Source organism: Solicola gregarius, assembly GCF_025790165.1.
In the GTDB taxonomy this organism is placed as follows: Bacteria; Actinomycetota; Actinomycetes; order Propionibacteriales; family Nocardioidaceae; genus Solicola; species Solicola gregarius.
Map to the genome: position 1 here is coordinate 4,837,563 of NZ_CP094970.1, position 16,887 is coordinate 4,854,449.

The window sequence follows — 16,887 nt, forward strand, 5'->3', positions numbered from 1 at the left end:
GCGAGGCGGCCGTTCGCCGTGCAGAGCGCCCGGTCAGGACGCCGTACGCGCGTCGGCGAGCAGCCGCAGGTGGCAGAGCAGCCGCACCGTCGGATCGTCGAGGTCGATCTCGGCGACGGTAGCGACGCGCCGGAGTCGATGCCGGAGCGTGTTCGGGTGGACGTACAAGGCGGCTGCCGCGGCGCGTACGTCTCCATGCGCCTGCAGGTACGCCAGCAGCGACTCGCAGAGCGAGGTGTGATGCGCGGCGTCGTGCTCGCGGAGCCGGCCGACCGCAGGGTCGTCGAGCTCGTCGTGCTCGTCGAGTAGGGCAAGCGTCTCGCCGAGCAGGACCTCGGCCCGGAGGTCCTCGAGCGTCGCGACGTCGGGACCGCCGCGGTGGCGCCCGAGCGCGTCCGCCACCCGGTCGGCCTCCGCTCGCGACTCGGTCATCGAGGAGAGCGCGACTCGACCGCCGACCCCGGCGACCGCGCGGGTGCCTCGTCCGCGAGTGAGTGCCTTCACCACGCCGCGGGCGACGGCCGCCGCGGACGGGGACGCCGCCGCACCGGCTGCGAGGAGTACGTAGACGCGACCGCCCAGCGACGCGACGAGCGGCGATGGCCGGCTCGCGGCCAACGCGGCACCGGACGCGCCGACCGCGGCGCGTTCGACGAGCTCGGCCGTTGGCTCATCGCCGCCGGCGACCGTCACCGCGATCACGACGCACTGTGCGGACAGGTCGATGCCGAGCTGGTCCGCGACGAGGTCGGCACGCGCCGACCCCTCGAGAGTCCGCGCGAGCAGCGCCCGCCGGTCACGGGTGCCCGCCGAGACCGCCGGCCGGGCACCGACGAGGTACTCCGCCGCAACGCGCGAGGCGCCCCGCAACGTCTCGGCCGCGTCATCGGCGAAGGCGCCGGCGCTCTCGGCGATCCAGATCGTGCCGAGGTTCGCGCCACTCGACCCGATGCCGACGACGAGACGCCCGCGAATGCCGAGCTCCGGCCTCTCCGCCAGACGTACGACCTCGTGGCCCTCGCGCACCTTCGCGTACACACCCCACTCGCGCAGCAGCGCGAGGTACGGCTCTGGTCCCTGCAGACCGAGGATCGTCTGCCGGCGCAGCTCGTCGGCGTCCTCGCTGGAGCGCGAGTACGCGAGGACCCGGGCGACCGGATCCTCGATCGTGACCGACCCGTTGGTCAGCTCCGCGACCGTCTCGGCGAGCGAGAACAGCCCGGACACGGGCAGGTCGGCCCGGGTTGCGTCGGCGTCCTCGATGCCGGTCCGCAGCTCCTGTACGAGCGTCACGAGCTGCTCCCAGCGCATCCGCGGCTGTACGCCCAGCAGCGCGACTCCCCCTTCCTCGGCGACCTCGAGCAGCTCGGGCAGCGCCGGCGCTGAGTCGAGCTTGACGGCGACGGCAGCCGCTCGATGGGCGGCGGCCGCGCGTACCAACCGCGCCGCCTGTCGCCCCCGAGCGCCGATCAGCAGTACGAGCGCATCGGTGAGATCGGTGGCCTCGTCGTCGGGGTCGAGGATCGCCAGCCGGTCGAGCGTCCGGTCCAGCTGCCCGTCCGGTACGTACAGGTCGGACAGCGGCTCGCCGACCACGAGCAGCAGCTGGCGCAGGGTCGGTCGCACGACCCGCGAGGCAATGGGTTCCAGCACGAGGAGCCCCCTTGTCCGATCGTCACACCCGGCTCGATCGATGCTAGCCGATCGGACAACGACAGCCGATGCAGGTGCGCCGCAGACTGGATGCACGCCGACCGAGAGGACGCCCACCGTGGACGCAGTCACGAACCCGCCCGCCCCGCGCAACGAGAAGGTGTTCGAGTACGAGCCGGGTACGCCCGAGCGCGACTCGCTCGAGGCGGCGCTGAAGGTCGTCGGTGGCACCAAGCACGAGCTCACCTGCACGATCGGCGGCGTCGAGTCGTACGCCGACGGGCCGAAGATCGAGGTCGTCGAGCCCCATGCCCACGCGCACGTACTCGCGACGATGGGCACCGCGACGCACGCGGACGCCACCGCCGCGATCGACGCGGCCGCCGAGGCGGCGCGCCCGTGGCGCGAGCTGAGCTTCGACGACCGGGCCCAGGTGCTGCTGCGCGCGGCAGACCTGCTGACCGGCCCGTGGCGCGACACGATCAACGCAGCGACCATGCTCGGACAGTCGAAGACGGCGTACCAGGCAGAGATCGACGCCGCGTGCGAGCTCGCCGACTTCTGGCGCTTCAACGTGCACTTCGCCCGCCGACTGATCGCCGAGCAGCCGGTCAGCAGCCCCGGCGTCTGGAACCGGCTCGACCACCGCCCACTCGAGGGCTTCGTGTACGCGATCACGCCGTTCAACTTCACCGCGATCGCCGCCAACCTGCCGACCGCACCGGCGCTGATGGGCAACACCGTGCTCTGGAAGCCGTCTCCCACCCAGGGACTGGCGGCCCACTACACGATGCGGCTGCTCGAGGCCGCCGGCATGCCCCCTGGCGTCATCAACCTGCTGACCGGCGACGGGCTGGACGTCTCCGAGGTCGCGCTCACGCATCCGGACCTCGCCGGCGTGCACTTCACCGGCTCCTCGGCGACGTTCCAGCACCTCTGGTCGACCGTCGGCGCCAACATCGGCGGCTACCGCACGTACCCGCGGCTCGTCGGCGAGACCGGCGGCAAGGACTTCGTACTCGCCCATTCCAGCGCCGATCCCGACACGCTGCGCACTGCGCTCGTACGCGGCGCGTACGACTACCAGGGCCAGAAGTGCTCGGCGGCGTCGCGCGCGTACGTCGCGCGGTCGGTGTGGGAGCAGGTACGCGACGGCCTCGTCGACGAGGTGCGGTCGCTTTCGACGGGCGACGTCTCCGACTTCTCCCACTTCATGGGCGCGGTCATCGACAAGCGCAGCTTCGCCAAGCTGGCGGCGGCGCAGCAGCGGGCGCACGCGACCCCGTCGCTCGAGGTGCTCGCCGGCGGCAGCTCCGACGACAGTGTCGGCTACTTCGTCGAGCCGACGCTCGTCGAGGGCACCGACCCGCACGACGAGGCGTTCACGACGGAGTACTTCGGCCCGTTCCTCGCGGTGCACGTCTACGAGGACGACGCGTACGCCGAGGAGCTGACGGTCATCGACACCAGCACGGCGTACGGGCTGACCGGCGCCATCATCGCCGACGACCGCGCGGCCATCGACCAGGCACGCGACTCGTTGCGCTATGCCGCGGGCAACCTCTACGTGAACGACAAGCCGACCGGTGCGGTCGTCGGGCAGCAACCGTTCGGCGGCGGACGAGCGTCCGGCACCAACGACAAGGCCGGGTCGATCCTGAACCTGCAACGGTGGGTGAGCCCGCGGGCGATCAAGGAGACCTCGGTCGCCCCGCACCAGTCCCGCTACCCGCACCAGGGCTGATCGCGATGAGCGTCCTGCGATCGACCTTCGTCGCCGCCTCGCGGTCGCCACGACTGCGCTCGACGGCCGAACGCTCGTCCATCCTCACGCCCGTGGTCGAGCGATTCGTCGCCGGCACCGACGTCGATGCGGCGATCGAGGTGGCGCGTGACCTCGCCGCCGACCGGTACGTGAGCCTCGACCATCTCGGCGAGGCCACCACCGACCCGCACGCCGCCGAGGCGACCGTCGAGGCGTACGCGACACTGCTGCACCGACTCGACGCTGAGGGGCTCACGGGGCGCGCCGAGGTGTCAGTGAAGCTCTCTGCGCTCGGCCAGGCGCTCGGTGACGACGGCCAGAAGATCGCCCGCGACAACCTGCTGCACATCTGCTCCACTGCCGCGGATGTCGGCGCGACCGTCACCGTCGACATGGAAGACCACACGACGACCGACTCGACGCTCGAGATCGTGCGCGACGTACGCGCGGACTTCCCGTCGACCGGGACCGTGCTGCAGGCATCCCTTCGTCGCACGGAGGCCGACTGCCACGACCTCGCCGGACGAGGCTCGCGGATCCGGCTGTGCAAAGGCGCGTACGACGAGCCCGTCTCGGTCGCGTACCGCACGAAGGCCGAGGTCGACGCGTCGTACGTCCGCTGCATGCGGATCCTGATGACCGGGCAGGGATACCCGATGGTCGCGACGCACGACCCCGCGTTGGTGACCGTCGGCGAGCAGCTGGCGATCGCAGCGGGGCGCGGCCGCGACGCGTACGAGTTCCAGATGCTGTACGGCATCCGGCCCACCCATCAGAGCGAGCTGGCCGCCGCGGGGCACAAGCTGCGCATCTACGTGCCGTACGGCACCGAGTGGTACCCGTACTTCATGCGGCGCCTCGGCGAGCGACCCGCGAACATCGGGTTCTTCCTGCGCTCCTTCACCGGCCGCAGTTAGGGCCGGCCGCGGGACTGACACCATGGGACCGCGCACAGCCCCTATCCCCGAGGAACTGCTCGCCCATGCCTGCACACCGTGCCCACCACATCTCGATGGTCGGCGTACCCGCCGTCAGCCACGTCCTGCCGAGCCTGGCCGTCATCAAGGAGCTGGTCGACCGGGGCCACCGCGTGACGTACGCGAACGATCCGGCCGTGTCCGACCTGGTCGAGACGACCGGCGCCGAGCTCATACCGTGCAGCTCGACCCTGCCGGTCGCCGACAACGACTGGCCCGACGATCCGATCGCCGCGATGGGTCTCTTCCTCGACAACGCGATCCACAACCTGCCCCAGCTCCACTCGGCGTACGACGACGATCCGGCGGACCTCTATCTGTACGACATCGGAGGTTTCGCCGTACGGGCCCTCGCCGAGTCGCAGGGGCGGCCGCTGGTGCAGCTCTCCCCGACGTTCGTCGCATGGACCGGCTTCGACCGGGAGGTCACGGCCCAACTGCGGCAGCTTCCGGGCGCTGACGAGTACCGCACGCGGTTCGCGCAATGGCTCGACGACTGCGGCGCCACGACGACCGACATCGACGCCTTCGCCGGCGTCCCGGAGCGGGCCCTGGCGCTCATCCCGAAGGCGATGCAACCGAAGGCGGACACGGTCGACACCGGGATCGTGACCTTCGTCGGGCCGTGCTTCGACGCCCGCTCCGCCATGGACTCCTGGGACCGCCCGGCCGACGCCGAGAACGTACTGCTGATCTCGCTCGGCTCGGCGTACACCCGGCAGCCAGCCTTCTACCGGGAGTGCCTGGCCGCGTACGGCGACCTGCCCGGATGGCACATCGTCCTGCAGGTCGGACAGCACACCGACCCCGACACGCTCGGCGAGATCCCGTCCAATGTCGAGGTGCATCCATGGGTGCCGCAGCGTGCGATCCTCGAGCGGGCCGACGCATTCGTGACTCACGCCGGCATGGGTGGTTGCGGCGAAGGCCTCCTCGCGGGCGTCCCCATGATCGCGGTGCCGCAGGCTGCGGACCAGTTCATGAACGCCGACAAGCTCGTCGAACTCGGCGTCGCCCGGCGCATCGACACGGCCGACGCCACAGCCGAGGCTCTCCGTGCTGCCCTGAACGAGCTCACGACCGACGCAGATGTCGCGCACCGCTCGGCGGCGTTGCGTGCAGACGCGCAGGCCGAAGGCGGCACCATGCGCGCAGCCGATCTGATCGAGGCGATGCTGCCGTAGGCCACCACGGGAGCGGAGTTCGCACGTCAGCCGGCTACCCGTCGGATGCCGGCGATTCGCCAACCAGCACGCGTGTTCGTCAGTGTGATGACGTGTTCACTCGGCCGATCGCGCGGCAGCGGTCGCCACGCGCCACCCGCGGGCGCACGTACCCGAACGGCACCGAGCCGATCGAGCACCCGCAGGAGTACGCGCCTCTCGGCCCGCGAGACAACCTCCACATCGCGTACGCGCATCGGCACCGCGTCGAGTTCGAGACCGCGCCGCTCGTACGCCCGAATCAGCCGCGCGTCGGCGCGACGCACGTCAGAGCCGGGCACGTAGACCCGGCCGAGCAGGCCCGCGTCACCGCGTACGAACGCACGCTCGCGCGCCGCATCGAGCTGTCGCAACACCGACTGCCAACGCGCCGAGTCGTCCGCGTCGTCCGGCGCACTCTGGGCAGGAGCGCAGCCGGCGAGGGCCAGCACCAGAATCAGGATCGCCTTCACACCCTCAGCATGCCGCCGCGTACGACCGATGGCGCGCTTGTCCACAGGGTCGATCCGGCAAGGTCGTCGAGGACCTCCGCGTTAGGCTGACCCGGTGACGATCTCCGCCGAGCCACAGCAGTCTCGTACGCGGGCCGGTCTGCAGATCCGCTACGGGGGGTTCGGCGACAACGCCGTCGACTACGCCAGCGCGTGGGAGACCCAGCGACGCCTGCACGAGCAGCGGGTCGCCGACGAGATCGGCGACGTCGCGCTGTTCGTCGAGCACCCGCCGGTCTACACCGCGGGCAAGCGGACGAACCCGCTCGACCGGCCGACCGACGGCACGCCGGTGGTCGAGGTCGACCGCGGCGGCAGCGTCACGTTCCACGGACCCGGCCAGCTGGTCGGCTACCCGATCGCCAAGCTCCCTTCGCACGTGTACGTCGTCGACTACGTGCGCCGCGTCGAGGAGGCGCTGATCCGCGCGGTCGGTGATCTCGGCATCGCCTGCGGCCGGGTCAAAGGACGCTCGGGCGTCTGGATCCCCGCCGACGGTCGCGGCGACGAACGCAAGGTCGCGGCGATCGGCGTACGCGTCGCGGGCAAGGTCACCATGCACGGCTTCGCGCTCAACTGCGACGTCGACCTCGCGTGGTACGACCGGTTCGTACCGTGCGGCATCCGTGACGCGGGCGTCACGTCCCTCACCCAAGAGCTCGGCCGCCGGGTGTCGGTCGACGAGGCCGCCCGGCTGGTGGAGCCGCACCTGCACGACCTGCTGTCCTGGCGGCCGTACGACCGCTCCCCCGTCATCGCCGCGACCGCGGAGCCGAGTCAGGGCGTCACGTACGGCATCGATCCGCTGCGCTGAAGCCGCATCGGGCGCGTACGTTCTTTCCCAGCCTTGTGCAGCCCTGTGGTACGTTCGGCGTCGCCGCGCAGCACTGCGAACCGAGGAGGTGAGACCGATCAACACCACGACAGGTCGGGACTCCCTCCTTCGCGCCGCCTAGGGAGTGCCCGCAGTAGGCATCCCGAAGGGTCGAACGCTATGCGCTTCACCTCTGAGACGTCGTCCGACGGCGTCACCCAACAGCTCTTCATCCTCGATCAGATCCCCGGCGTGCTGTGGACGCCGGAAGGTGCCACCGGCACGCATCCCCTTGTTTTGATGGGGCACGGCGGCGGGCAGCACAAGCTCGCACCCGACATCGTGGCCGGCGCGTACCGCTTCGTCGTCGAGTGCGGGTTCGCGGTAGCGGCGGTCGACGTACCCGGCCATGGCGACCGGCCGACGGATCCGGAGTACGACCGGATCGCGACCGAGAACGCCGCTCGCATCGACGCCGGCGAGGAGGTGGCCCCGCTCGTCGCGAGCTTCCAGGCGCTCGTCGCCCGCCAGACCGTGCCGGAATGGCGAAGGGTCCTGGACGCGCTCCAGCAGCTCGAGCACGTCGGCACCGGCCCCGTGGGCTATTGGGGCGTGTGCTTGGGCTGCGGGCTCGGCGTCCCGTTCGTCGCCGCCGAACCCCGCGTTCGCGCGGCGGTGCTCGGCCTGGGTGGGGCACTGGCATCGGCAGAGCCCGCCGCGAGAATCACCGTCCCGGTTGAGTTCCTGCTGCAGTGGGACGACGAACGAGTGCCGCGGTCGGCGGGCTTGGCACTGTACGACGCGTTCGCCTCGACAGAGAAGACGCTGCACGCCAACCCCGGCAAGCACGCCGAGACTCCGGCATTCGAGCTGGACAGCACGCTCCGGTTCTTCGCCCGGCACCTCGCCTAGCCGGCGCCTCGGGCTGCGCGGTGACCGTCGCGATCGAACGCGGGCTGCTCCCCTCCCCGAGGAGGGGAGCGTACTGATCAGTCCGCCTGGAGCTTGAACGCCTCGCGGTAGCCGATCGTGGTGCCCGTCTTGAGCAGCGTCCGCTCGTACAGCCGCGTCCCGATGCGTACGAAGGCGAACGCCGATGCGATCGTCACCACCACCGCGACCGCGACCTGCCACATGGGCACGTCACCCTCGACCATCCGGCCGGGCATCAGCATGCTCGACACGACCGGCAGCATCGACACGACGGTCTTCACCTGCTCGCCGGCGAACACGGCGACCAGGTACGGCGCGAACAGGATCACCTGGCCGGGCAGAGTCGTGCTCTGTAGGTCCTGTTGACGGCTCGCGATCGACCCTGCCACCGACCAGAGACTTGCGAGCGTGACGAAGCCGAGCACGAAGAACAGCACGTACCACGCCGCGGCCGGTCCGACCCCGGACAGCAGGTCGGTTCGACCGGTCGCCGCGAGGCCCGCGAGCCCGACCGCGACCACGAGCACCACCTGCGCGAGCCCGAGGAGCGTGTTGCCGACGACCTTGCCCCACAGCAGTGCCCGGATCGGCACCGCGGCCGCAAGGATCTCGACGACGCGACTCTCCTTCTCCTGTACGACGCTCTGCGAGATCATCATCCCGAAGCTCAACGCCGTTATGTAGAAGATCAATGCGAATGCGAAGGCGATGCCGGAGCGCGCATCCGAGGTGTCTGCGTCAGGGTCGAGGGAGCGTTCGTGCAGGCTCGTACCGGCCTGCAGGGCCTTCAGGTCGACGCCTTGCTGCTGCGCGTTGGCCTCGACACCCGCCTTCGAGACGGCGGTCGCGAGGGCCGTGTGCAGCGTGTCGTCGGCGGTGTCCTCCGCGACCAGCTCATAGCCGTCGTCCGCCGGGAGCAGTGCGACATCGACGTCGCCGTCGCGTACGGCCCGTTCTGCGTCGTCGGCCGTGTCGTACGGCTTGGCGGACACGGAGTCGTCGGAGTCGTCGGCCTCGACGATCGCGCTCGCGGCCTTCGCGGTGGTCGTGCCCTGGTCGTCGATGACTGCCACGTCGTACGTCGTCGCCTTGCCGCCGACGAACTGCATGATGACGAAGATCGCGACGATGACGAGCAGCATGAACGCCGTACCGCCGAGGAATCCCTTGTCTCGCAGGCGCGTACTGACCTCTCGACCGGCAACGATCCGCCAGGCTGCATCGTTTCTCATGCCGCGACCACCTCCGAGAAGAGCTCCGACAGCGGCTGCACCGAACGGGCGAACTCGATCACCTTCTCGCGAGCGACGAGCGCCTGGAGTACGTCGGCCGGCACGCTGCCGTCGAGCTCGATCAGCGCGGACGGACCGTCGACGTCGAGCACTCGTACGCCGGCGACATCGCGCAACCAGGCCGCGTCACCCGACTCGAGTACGACGCGATAGCGCTCGGACTCGGTCGAGCGGAGCTCGTCCTTCGACCCGCTGGCGACAACAGCGCCGTCGGACAGGATGATCAGGTCGTCGCACAGCCGCTCGACGAGCTCGAGCTGGTGGCTGGAGAACAGCAGCGGCACGGTCGGCGCGACCTCGACCCGCAGCAGCTCGACCATCGACTCGACCGCGATCGGATCGAGTCCGCTGAACGGCTCGTCGAGGATCAGCGCGACCGGCTCGTGGATGAGCGCCGTCGCGATCTGGACCCGCTGCTGGTTCCCGAGTGACAGCGTGTCGAGCAGATCGCCGGACCGCCCGTCGATGCCGAGATGGCTCAGCAGGTGCATCGCGCGCTCCTCCCCCGCGGCCGGGCTGTAGCCGTGCAGGCGGGCGAAGTAGACGAGCTGGTCGAGCACCTTCATCCGCGGGTAGAGGCCGCGCTCCTCCGGCATGTAGCCGAACCTCCGGCGCAGCTCGGTCGTCGCCTGTTCGCCGTCCCACAGCACTTCGCCGGCCGTTGGAGCGAGCACGCCGACCATGATCCGCATCGTGGTCGTCTTCCCGGCGCCGTTCGCGCCGACGAACCCGGTGATCCGCCCCGCACGTACGTCGAAGGAGACGTCATCGAGCACCGTGATGTCGCCGTATCGTCTGGTCAGCTGTCGCACACTCAACATGGCACCGACGCTATTGGGTTCCGCGCCGTGCGTCGTCAGCCTGCGGATTGACCTTGCGCATCCGCCTCCGGACGGACGCACGAATGGTCCTTTGACCGGCTGGGGGCGGTCAAAGGACCATTCTTGCGTCGGTCAGCCGCGCCAACCGCCGCGGCGAAGCATGCGAACGAGTTGATCCCCGACTCGATCGGACAGGTGACGGACCGCGAACGAGCTGAACACGAGCACTCGAGGTCCAACGATCGTGATCTCGTTGATGCGTGCGAGGTCTGACTCCCACTGCACGACCTGCAGATGGGGTAGGCCGTGGATCTCACAGGCGGTGTCGTACGTGCGCCACTCGACGTCAAGATAGTAGCGGCCGTCGTCGCGCTGAACCTTCGTCTGCCTGCTCGGTTCGGGAAGGTGCAGGCCCGCGCGGAGCATGTCGAAGTCCCGCTCCGGAAGCGACTGGATGCCGCCGGCAACATCGAGGACCGACTCGACGATCAGCGCACGATGTCGACACTGGCCGCGGCGCTGCAGCGCTTCGCGGAAGTGGCGGGGAGTCGCCATCCGTTGCTGCCCGACAGCGAGGATGACGGCGCGCGCCCGCTTCTGCATCGAGGCCGGGGTCCAGCTGGCCTCGTCGATGGCCGCTCGGGCAGGGCGGTGCCGCGGCGGCCGGTGGAGCGGGTGTACGTCGCGCTCGTCGAGGTACTCCGACCAGTGCAGCTCGACTGCGTCGTACGAGTGGCGCTTGGTGCCCAGCGGCTGCACGACGCGCGGGAGTTCGAGGTCGGTCTGCAGGCCGGTGAAGCCTTCGCAACGCAAGGCAGTGAGCCCGCCGAGGACCGAGCCGCGGGCACAGGCCAGCAGCGCGACCCAATGATGCTGCGCAGGCGATAGTGGGCCATTGTGCAAGACGACGACACCACGGGCGGGCCGATGCCAGCGGCCGCGTCCCACCTCGTTCTGCACGCGGTGCCGACCGAAGAGCGCCGTTGCCTGCCAGGTGGACAGCACACCGTCCTGGTCGGTGGCAACGGTCTCCGACACGGCCCGCGCGGCAGCAGCGATCTGCGTAGGCATGCGTGCCACCCTGCCGCCCCGCGAGATGGAGCAACAGAGGCCCATCGCAAGCTGTGGATACGCAGTCCCTCGCCGACGCGAGAATGGTCTTTTGGCCGGCCAGAGGCGGTCAAAAGACCATTCTCGTGTCTGCCGCGCGGCCCGGCTCAGCCGCCTTGCGGCGCGACCAAACCGGACTCGTACGCCGCGACGACCGCCTTGACCCGGTCGCGCACGTCGAGCTTCATCAGGATCCGCGAGACGTGGGTCTTCACCGTGGCCTCGCCGAGTACGAGCTCGGCCGCGATCTCTGCGTTGCTCAGGCCGCGCGCCATCAGCACGAGTACGTCGCGTTCGCGTTCGGTCAGCTCCGCCATCCGGTCCGCGTCGCGTACGACCTGCCCGGGCGTGCGGGCGAAGCGCGTGATCACCCGCTGGGTGACCTCAGGCGCCAGCAGGGCATAGCCGTCCGCGATCGACCGGATCGCCGAGACGAGATCGTCCGGGTCGCTGTTCTTGAGCAGGAACCCGCTCGCGCCCGCCTGCAGCGACTCGAAGAGGTACTCGTCGCTGTCGAACGTGGTCAGGATGACGACCTTCGGCTCGCACGTACGCGCGACGATCTCACGGGTCGCCTCGATGCCATCCATGCCGGGCATCTGCACGTCCATCAGCACGACGTCCGGCTCGTCACGGATCGTCGCCTCGATCGCCTCGCGGCCGTCGGCGACCTCGCCGATGACCTCGATGTCGTCCTCGACCGAGAGGATCATCCGGAACCCCGCACGGATGAGGTCCTGGTCGTCGACCAGGAGTACCCGGATCGGCCCGCCGTCATCGGTCATCGTGCTTCCTCCAACGGCAGGCGTACGCGTACTCGGAACCCACCACTCGGACGCGGCCCGATCTCGGACTCGCCGCGATGCAGCTGGGCGCGTTCCTTGATGCCCTGTAGGCCCCAGCCGCCCTCGCGTACAACGGCCGTCTTACGCGGCGACCCGTCGTCGGTGACCTCGACCTCGACGCGGCGCGTTGAGTCCTCCGACAGGTACCGCAGGACGACTCTGGCCGTCGTCGCGGTGGAGTGCGCGCGTACGTTCGACAGCGCCTCCTGCACCGTGCGGTAGATCGACAGGCCGGCGGTGCCGGAGATGTCGAACGGTTCACCCACGACGCCGAGCTCGACCGTGGGGCCCTCGCCGGACGTCTCGGACACGAGCCGCTCGAGGTCGTCGATGCCCGGCTGAGGAGACCGGTCGCCGCCCACGTGCGCGGCGACATCGGCGTCGTACGCGCGGAGCAGCCCGACCAGCTGGTGCATCTCCGAGACCGCCGTACGACTGGAGCCCTCGATCGTCCGCAGAGCGTCGGACGCCGACTCGGGCGCGCGGTCCAGCAGCCGTCGTGCGCCCGCGGCCTGTACGCCGATGCTGCTGACGTGGTGCGCGACCACGTCGTGCAGCTCGCGCGCGATGCGTACGCGCTCCTCGGCGACGGCCCGGCGAGCATTCGACTCCTGCTCCAGGCGCAGCCGCTCGGCGTACGCCTGCAGCTCCTCGCGTTGGCGAGCGCCGCGCCACGACACGAGGCCGAATGCGATCGCACCGAAGAAGTAGACGACGTTCGCGCCGATCTGGTAGACGGCGAGCGCGATGAGGGGCGAGAAGATGCCGACCGTCGGCATCCCGGCGCCGTAGTCCTCGACGGCGAACTGCCAGACGACCCAGACGAACATCCCGATGACGACCAGGGCCGAGGTCCAGCGCAGGGCCGGCCGGTTCCGCGACCACGCCCATGCCGAGTACATCGCCAGGAACTGGCAGATCTGGACGGGCAGCGAGATGCCGAAGTACGGCGCACGGTGACCGACCGCGAAGAACAGTAGCGCCGAGAGTACGAGCACGCTCAGCGGGAACGTGCGGCGTACGCAGAGGACGAGCCCGAGCGCGGCCGACCAGAGGTACGCCTCGATGTCGTTCCAGCCGAGCTCCGCGGTCGGGTTGGCGCTGTGCAGCAGCTCGATCGCGAGCGCGCTCAGCGCCGCCAGCGATACGCCGACGACGACGTCGTTGCGCCGCTCACGCGGCGTCGGCCGGTCGCGGAGCCAGGTCTCACGGTTCGTCGCCACCCGCCCGACCCTACCGACCACCGCGTACGCTGGTCCGCGTGACTATCGCACCTGACGGCCGCAAGATGCTCCGCCTCGAGGTACGCAACAGCCAGACTCCGATCGAGAAGAAGCCGGAGTGGATCAAGACCCGCGCGAAGATGGGTCCGCAGTACCGGGAGCTACAGGATCTCGTGAAGAGCGAGGGTCTCCACACAGTCTGTCAGGAGGCCGGCTGTCCGAACATCTACGAATGCTGGGAAGACCGCGAGGCGACGTTCCTGATCGGCGGCGAGCAGTGCACCCGGCGGTGCGACTTCTGCCAGATCGACACCGGCAAGCCGGCCGACCTCGACCGCGACGAGCCGCGCAGAGTCGCCGAGAGCGTCCAGCAGATGCAGCTGCGCTACTCCACCATCACCGGTGTCGCACGCGACGACCTGCCCGACGGCGGCGCCTGGCTGTACGCCGAGACGGTGCGCCAGATCCACGAGCTCAACCCCGACACCGGCGTCGAGAACCTCATCCCCGACTTCAACGGCGAGCCCGATCTCCTCGAGCAGGTCTTCGACTCGCTGCCCGAGGTGCTGGCGCACAACGTCGAGACCGTTCCGCGCATCTTCAAGCGGATCCGGCCCGCGTTCCGCTACGACCGCTCGCTCGACGTGCTGCGCCAGGCGCGCGCGTACGGGCTGGTGACGAAGTCGAACCTCATCCTCGGCATGGGTGAGGAGCGCTCCGAGGTCTCGCAGGCGATGCGTGACCTGTACGACGCCGGCTGCGAGCTGCTGACCATCACGCAGTACCTCCGGCCGTCGCCGCGGCACCATCCGGTGGAGCGGTGGGTCAAGCCCGAGGAGTTCGTCGAGCTCAAGGACGAGGCCGACGAGATCGGCTTCGCCGGTGTCATGTCGGGGCCTCTCGTACGCTCCTCGTACCGCGCGGGCCGGCTCTACCAGCAGGCGATCGAGGCACGCGGCGAGCAGAACGAGGCCGCGAGCGCGTAGGCTTGGACCATGTCCACTCCCGCCGCAGAGCCCCCGAAGGGACGGCTGCGCCAGATCGCGCAGGCGTACCGCATCACCAAGCGCTCCGAGAGGTTCATCGGTCTACGCCTGCTGGCGTGGTTCGTCGTCGTCGGAGGCATCTTCGGCGCTCTCGGCTACGTCATCATGGGGCTGTGGCTGGCGATCCCGCTGGCCATCCTGACGGGCTTCCTGGCCGCGGTGATCGTGTTCGGCCGGCGCGCCGAGAAGGCCGCGTACGCCCAGATCGACGGGCAGGTGGGGGCCGCCGCGGGTGCGCTGCAGATGCTGAAGCGCGGCTGGCACGTGAAGACGGCCGTCGCGTTCACCAAGAACCAAGACGTGCTGCACCGGGTCGTCGGCCGGCCCGGCATCATCCTCGTCGGCGAGGGCGTACCCACGCGCGTACGCAACCTGCTCGCGGCCGAGAAGAAGAAGCACGCGCGGGTGGCCGGCGGGGTGCCGATCATCGATATCGTCGTTGGCGACGATGACGGCCAGGTGAAGATCCCGAAGCTGATCAAGCACATCCAGAAGCTGCCGAAGTCGACGACGCCGGCCGAGATCACCGAGCTGATGCAGCGGCTGCGCGCCCTCGACGCGATGCGCCCGCAGGCGCCGGTGCCGCACGGCCCGGTCCCGACCTCGATGAAGGGCGCCCGCAAGCTGATGCAGGGCCGCTGAGGTATCCCGCACCCGCCGCCGCCCGCGCCCGCTGGGCCGCACGTTTCGGCCCTGCCGGATCCGTTCGGCGCGGCCGAAACGTGCGGCCCAGCGGGTGCGGCCTCGCGGTCAGCGGCGTACGGCGATGGACCCGACCGCTCGGTCGTGCAGCCCGCGTCGGCGCTCGTCGTTGATCAGCGGCGGGATGATCACGCAGATCAGCGCGGTACGTACGGCCGCGCGCAGCGGATCGAGCTGGGCACCGTCGACGCGTACGATCTTGACGCCCGCGATGCGCTGGCCGATCGAGTAGCCGAGCAGCCCGGTGAGCACCGAGACCTCGACGAAGAACGCGAGCAGGTTCCACCACGAGCTGGTGTTCGACTCCCAGATCGGCGTGCCCGCGATCGCGGACACGGTCAGCAGCGCGACGAACCAGTCGATGAACAGCGCGATGATCCGGCGCGGCCAGCCCGCGGCCTGCAGCGCTTGGGCACTTTCGGACACGCTGCGACACTATCGCGGGCGTCCTCGGCCTCCGTAACATGGGCGAAACACCCGAGTCATGGTCGAGAAACGGCGTCGCCGTACGTTCGAGTGGCAACGCCACCACGATTCGATGGAACGCCCCGGGCGGGGCGAGGAGGCCACATGTTCGCCAACAAGGACGAACTCTTCAGCTACATCCGCGACCAGGGCATCGAGTTCGTCGACGTCCGCTTCACCGACCTGCCGGGCATCCAGCAGCACTTCAGCGTCCCGATCTCGTCGTTCGGCCCCGAGGTCTTCGACGAGGGCCTGATGTTCGACGGCTCGTCGGTACGCGGGTTCCAGGCCATCCACGAGTCGGACATGGCGTTGTTCCCCGACGCGAGCACCGCGTACCGCGACCCGTTCCGCGAGCGCCCGACGCTCGCGATGGAGTTCTTCATCCACGATCCGCTCACCGGCGAGGCGTACTCGCGCGACCCGCGCAACATCGCCCGCAAGGCGGAGGCGTACCTCGCGAGCACCGGCATCGGCGACACGGCCTTCTTCGCGCCCGAGGCGGAGTTCTACATCTTCGACAGCGCGCGGTTCGAGACGAGCGCCAATCGTGGCTACTACGAGATCGACTCGGCCGCGGCCGCCTGGAACACCGGCCAGGAGGAGGAGAACCGCGGCTACAAGGTCCGCTACAAGGGCGGGTACTTCCCGGTCACCCCGACCGACCACTTCGCCGACCTGCGCGGCGACATGGTCTACAACCTCGAGCAGGCCGGTCTCACGGTCGAGCGCGCGCACCACGAGGTCGGCACCGCGGGCCAGGCGGAGATCAACTACCGCTTCAACACGCTGCTCGCCGCCGCCGACGACGTGATGAAGTTCAAGTACATCATCCGCAACACGGCCTGGGGCGCCGGCAAGACGGCGACGTTCATGCCCAAGCCGATCTTCGGCGACAACGGCTCCGGGATGCACTGCCACCAGTCGATCTGGGCCGGCGGCGAGCCGCTGTTCTACGACGAGGCCGGGTACGCCGGACTCTCGGACATGGCGCGCTACTACATCGGCGGCATCCTGCGCCACGCGCCGAGCCTGCTCGCCTTCACCAACCCGACGGTCAACTCGTACCACCGCCTCGTGCCGGGCTTCGAGGCCCCGGTCAGCCTGGTCTACAGCCAGCGCAACCGCTCCGCGTGCGTACGAATCCCGATCACCGGCGCCAACCCGAAGGCCAAGCGCATCGAGTTCCGCTGCCCCGACCCGTCGGCCAACCCGTACCTCGCGTTCTCCGCGCTGCTCCTCGCCGGCGTCGACGGCATCCGCAACAAGATCGAGCCGCCCGAGCCCATCGACAAGGACCTCTACGAGCTCCCGCCCGACGAGCACGCCCAGGTGCAGCAGGTCCCGACCTCGCTCACGTCTGTCCTCGACTCCCTCGAGAACGACCACGAGTTCCTCACCCAGGGCGACGTCTTCACGCCTGACCTGATCGAGACGTGGATCGACTTCAAGCGCACCCAGGAGATCGAGCCGCTGGCCTTGCGGCCGCACCCGCATGAGTTCGAGCTCTACTTCGACATCTAGGCG

Annotated in this window: 16 protein-coding genes; 8 read left to right on the plus strand and 8 right to left on the minus strand. The window is 69.6% G+C overall.

Going from position 1 to position 16,887, the window contains the following annotated elements; genetic code table 11:
• Positions 1-33 precede the first annotated feature (33 nt).
• The gene (locus L0C25_RS24275) at positions 34-870 is read right to left on the minus strand and encodes a PucR family transcriptional regulator (RefSeq protein WP_408641711.1); all 837 of its coding nucleotides are present in this window, start codon (positions 868-870) and stop codon (positions 34-36) included.
• A 901-nt stretch (positions 871-1,771) separates the two neighbouring features.
• On the opposite strand from L0C25_RS24275, the gene pruA reads away from it, so the two are divergent.
• The 3 genes from pruA to L0C25_RS23600 all read left to right on the plus strand — a co-directional run bounded on the left by pruA (position 1,772) and on the right by L0C25_RS23600 (position 5,579).
• On the plus strand, positions 1,772-3,397 hold the full coding sequence (pruA, locus tag L0C25_RS23590; protein WP_271634279.1) for an L-glutamate gamma-semialdehyde dehydrogenase: 1,626 nt from the start codon (positions 1,772-1,774) through the stop codon (positions 3,395-3,397).
• A 5-nt stretch (positions 3,398-3,402) separates the two neighbouring features.
• Entirely contained in the window at positions 3,403-4,335 is a 933-nt protein-coding gene (locus L0C25_RS23595; RefSeq protein ID WP_271634280.1) for a proline dehydrogenase family protein, read from the plus strand.
• A gap of 65 nt (positions 4,336-4,400) precedes the next feature.
• Positions 4,401-5,579, plus strand: a complete 1,179-nt coding sequence (locus L0C25_RS23600) for a macrolide family glycosyltransferase (RefSeq protein WP_271634281.1) — start codon at positions 4,401-4,403, stop codon at positions 5,577-5,579.
• A gap of 26 nt (positions 5,580-5,605) precedes the next feature.
• On the opposite strand, the gene L0C25_RS23605 is transcribed toward L0C25_RS23600, so the two are convergent.
• The gene (locus L0C25_RS23605) at positions 5,606-6,070 is read right to left on the minus strand and encodes a hypothetical protein (RefSeq protein WP_271634282.1); all 465 of its coding nucleotides are present in this window, start codon (positions 6,068-6,070) and stop codon (positions 5,606-5,608) included.
• Between the two features lie 94 nt (positions 6,071-6,164).
• On the opposite strand from L0C25_RS23605, the gene lipB reads away from it, so the two are divergent.
• Together lipB and L0C25_RS23615 are read left to right on the plus strand one after the other, a co-directional pair.
• Positions 6,165-6,923 carry a lipoyl(octanoyl) transferase LipB gene (lipB, locus tag L0C25_RS23610; protein ID WP_456299988.1) on the plus strand — a complete coding sequence of 253 codons (759 nt, stop codon included), beginning with the start codon at positions 6,165-6,167 and terminating at the stop codon, positions 6,921-6,923.
• A gap of 180 nt (positions 6,924-7,103) precedes the next feature.
• The gene (locus tag L0C25_RS23615; protein WP_271634283.1) at positions 7,104-7,835 is read left to right on the plus strand and encodes a dienelactone hydrolase family protein; all 732 of its coding nucleotides are present in this window, start codon (positions 7,104-7,106) and stop codon (positions 7,833-7,835) included.
• 77 nt (positions 7,836-7,912) lie between these two features.
• On the opposite strand, the gene L0C25_RS23620 is transcribed toward L0C25_RS23615, so the two are convergent.
• From L0C25_RS23620 to L0C25_RS23640, 5 genes are all read right to left on the minus strand, one after another.
• Positions 7,913-9,088, minus strand: coding sequence for an ABC transporter permease (locus L0C25_RS23620; protein ID WP_271634284.1), 1,176 nt, complete (start codon positions 9,086-9,088; stop codon positions 7,913-7,915).
• Positions 9,085-9,969 carry an ABC transporter ATP-binding protein gene (locus tag L0C25_RS23625; protein WP_271634285.1) on the minus strand — a complete coding sequence of 295 codons (885 nt, stop codon included), beginning with the start codon at positions 9,967-9,969 and terminating at the stop codon, positions 9,085-9,087. The genes L0C25_RS23620 and L0C25_RS23625 overlap by 4 nt, the downstream gene beginning before the upstream one ends.
• 132 nt (positions 9,970-10,101) lie before the next feature.
• Positions 10,102-11,040 (minus strand): hypothetical protein, encoded by a 939-nt coding sequence (locus L0C25_RS23630; protein WP_271634286.1) that lies wholly within the window; start codon positions 11,038-11,040, stop codon positions 10,102-10,104.
• Between the two features lie 146 nt (positions 11,041-11,186).
• Positions 11,187-11,864: a response regulator gene (locus tag L0C25_RS23635; RefSeq protein WP_271634287.1), complete on the minus strand. Its 678-nt coding sequence runs from the start codon at positions 11,862-11,864 to the stop codon at positions 11,187-11,189.
• Complete coding sequence (locus L0C25_RS23640; RefSeq protein WP_271634288.1) at positions 11,861-13,147, minus strand: sensor histidine kinase; 1,287 nt, start codon at positions 13,145-13,147, stop codon at positions 11,861-11,863. The genes L0C25_RS23635 and L0C25_RS23640 overlap by 4 nt, the downstream gene beginning before the upstream one ends.
• 65 nt (positions 13,148-13,212) lie before the next feature.
• Between L0C25_RS23640 and lipA the strand changes: the two genes are divergently transcribed.
• Both lipA and L0C25_RS23650 read left to right on the plus strand, forming a co-directional pair.
• Positions 13,213-14,133 carry a lipoyl synthase gene (gene lipA, locus L0C25_RS23645; RefSeq protein ID WP_271636895.1) on the plus strand — a complete coding sequence of 307 codons (921 nt, stop codon included), beginning with the start codon at positions 13,213-13,215 and terminating at the stop codon, positions 14,131-14,133.
• Between the two features lie 9 nt (positions 14,134-14,142).
• Positions 14,143-14,835 carry a DUF4191 domain-containing protein gene (locus tag L0C25_RS23650; RefSeq protein ID WP_271634289.1) on the plus strand — a complete coding sequence of 231 codons (693 nt, stop codon included), beginning with the start codon at positions 14,143-14,145 and terminating at the stop codon, positions 14,833-14,835.
• Positions 14,836-14,943: 108 nt separating this feature from the next.
• On the opposite strand, the gene L0C25_RS23655 is transcribed toward L0C25_RS23650, so the two are convergent.
• Positions 14,944-15,321: an RDD family protein gene (locus L0C25_RS23655; protein WP_271634290.1), complete on the minus strand. Its 378-nt coding sequence runs from the start codon at positions 15,319-15,321 to the stop codon at positions 14,944-14,946.
• Between the two features lie 144 nt (positions 15,322-15,465).
• On the opposite strand from L0C25_RS23655, the gene glnA reads away from it, so the two are divergent.
• Entirely contained in the window at positions 15,466-16,884 is a 1,419-nt protein-coding gene (glnA, locus tag L0C25_RS23660; protein WP_271634291.1) for a type I glutamate--ammonia ligase, read from the plus strand.
• Positions 16,885-16,887 lie beyond the last annotated feature (3 nt).

Bases quoted from the DNA above. Each gene is read 5' to 3' on its own strand.
- L0C25_RS23595 (WP_271634280.1), top strand. From the start codon at position 3,403: ATGAGCGTCCTGCGATCGACCTTCGTCGCCGCCTCGCGGTCGCCACGA.
- L0C25_RS23600 (WP_271634281.1), top strand. From the start codon at position 4,401: ATGCCTGCACACCGTGCCCACCACATCTCGATGGTCGGCGTACCCGCC.
- L0C25_RS23615 (WP_271634283.1), top strand. From the start codon at position 7,104: ATGCGCTTCACCTCTGAGACGTCGTCCGACGGCGTCACCCAACAGCTC.
- L0C25_RS23620 (WP_271634284.1), bottom strand. From the start codon at position 9,088: ATGAGAAACGATGCAGCCTGGCGGATCGTTGCCGGTCGAGAGGTCAGT.
- L0C25_RS23625 (WP_271634285.1), bottom strand. From the start codon at position 9,969: ATGTTGAGTGTGCGACAGCTGACCAGACGATACGGCGACATCACGGTG.
- L0C25_RS23630 (WP_271634286.1), bottom strand. From the start codon at position 11,040: ATGCCTACGCAGATCGCTGCTGCCGCGCGGGCCGTGTCGGAGACCGTT.
- L0C25_RS23635 (WP_271634287.1), bottom strand. From the start codon at position 11,864: ATGACCGATGACGGCGGGCCGATCCGGGTACTCCTGGTCGACGACCAG.
- lipA (WP_271636895.1), top strand. From the start codon at position 13,213: ATGCTCCGCCTCGAGGTACGCAACAGCCAGACTCCGATCGAGAAGAAG.
- L0C25_RS23650 (WP_271634289.1), top strand. From the start codon at position 14,143: ATGTCCACTCCCGCCGCAGAGCCCCCGAAGGGACGGCTGCGCCAGATC.
- glnA (WP_271634291.1), top strand. From the start codon at position 15,466: ATGTTCGCCAACAAGGACGAACTCTTCAGCTACATCCGCGACCAGGGC.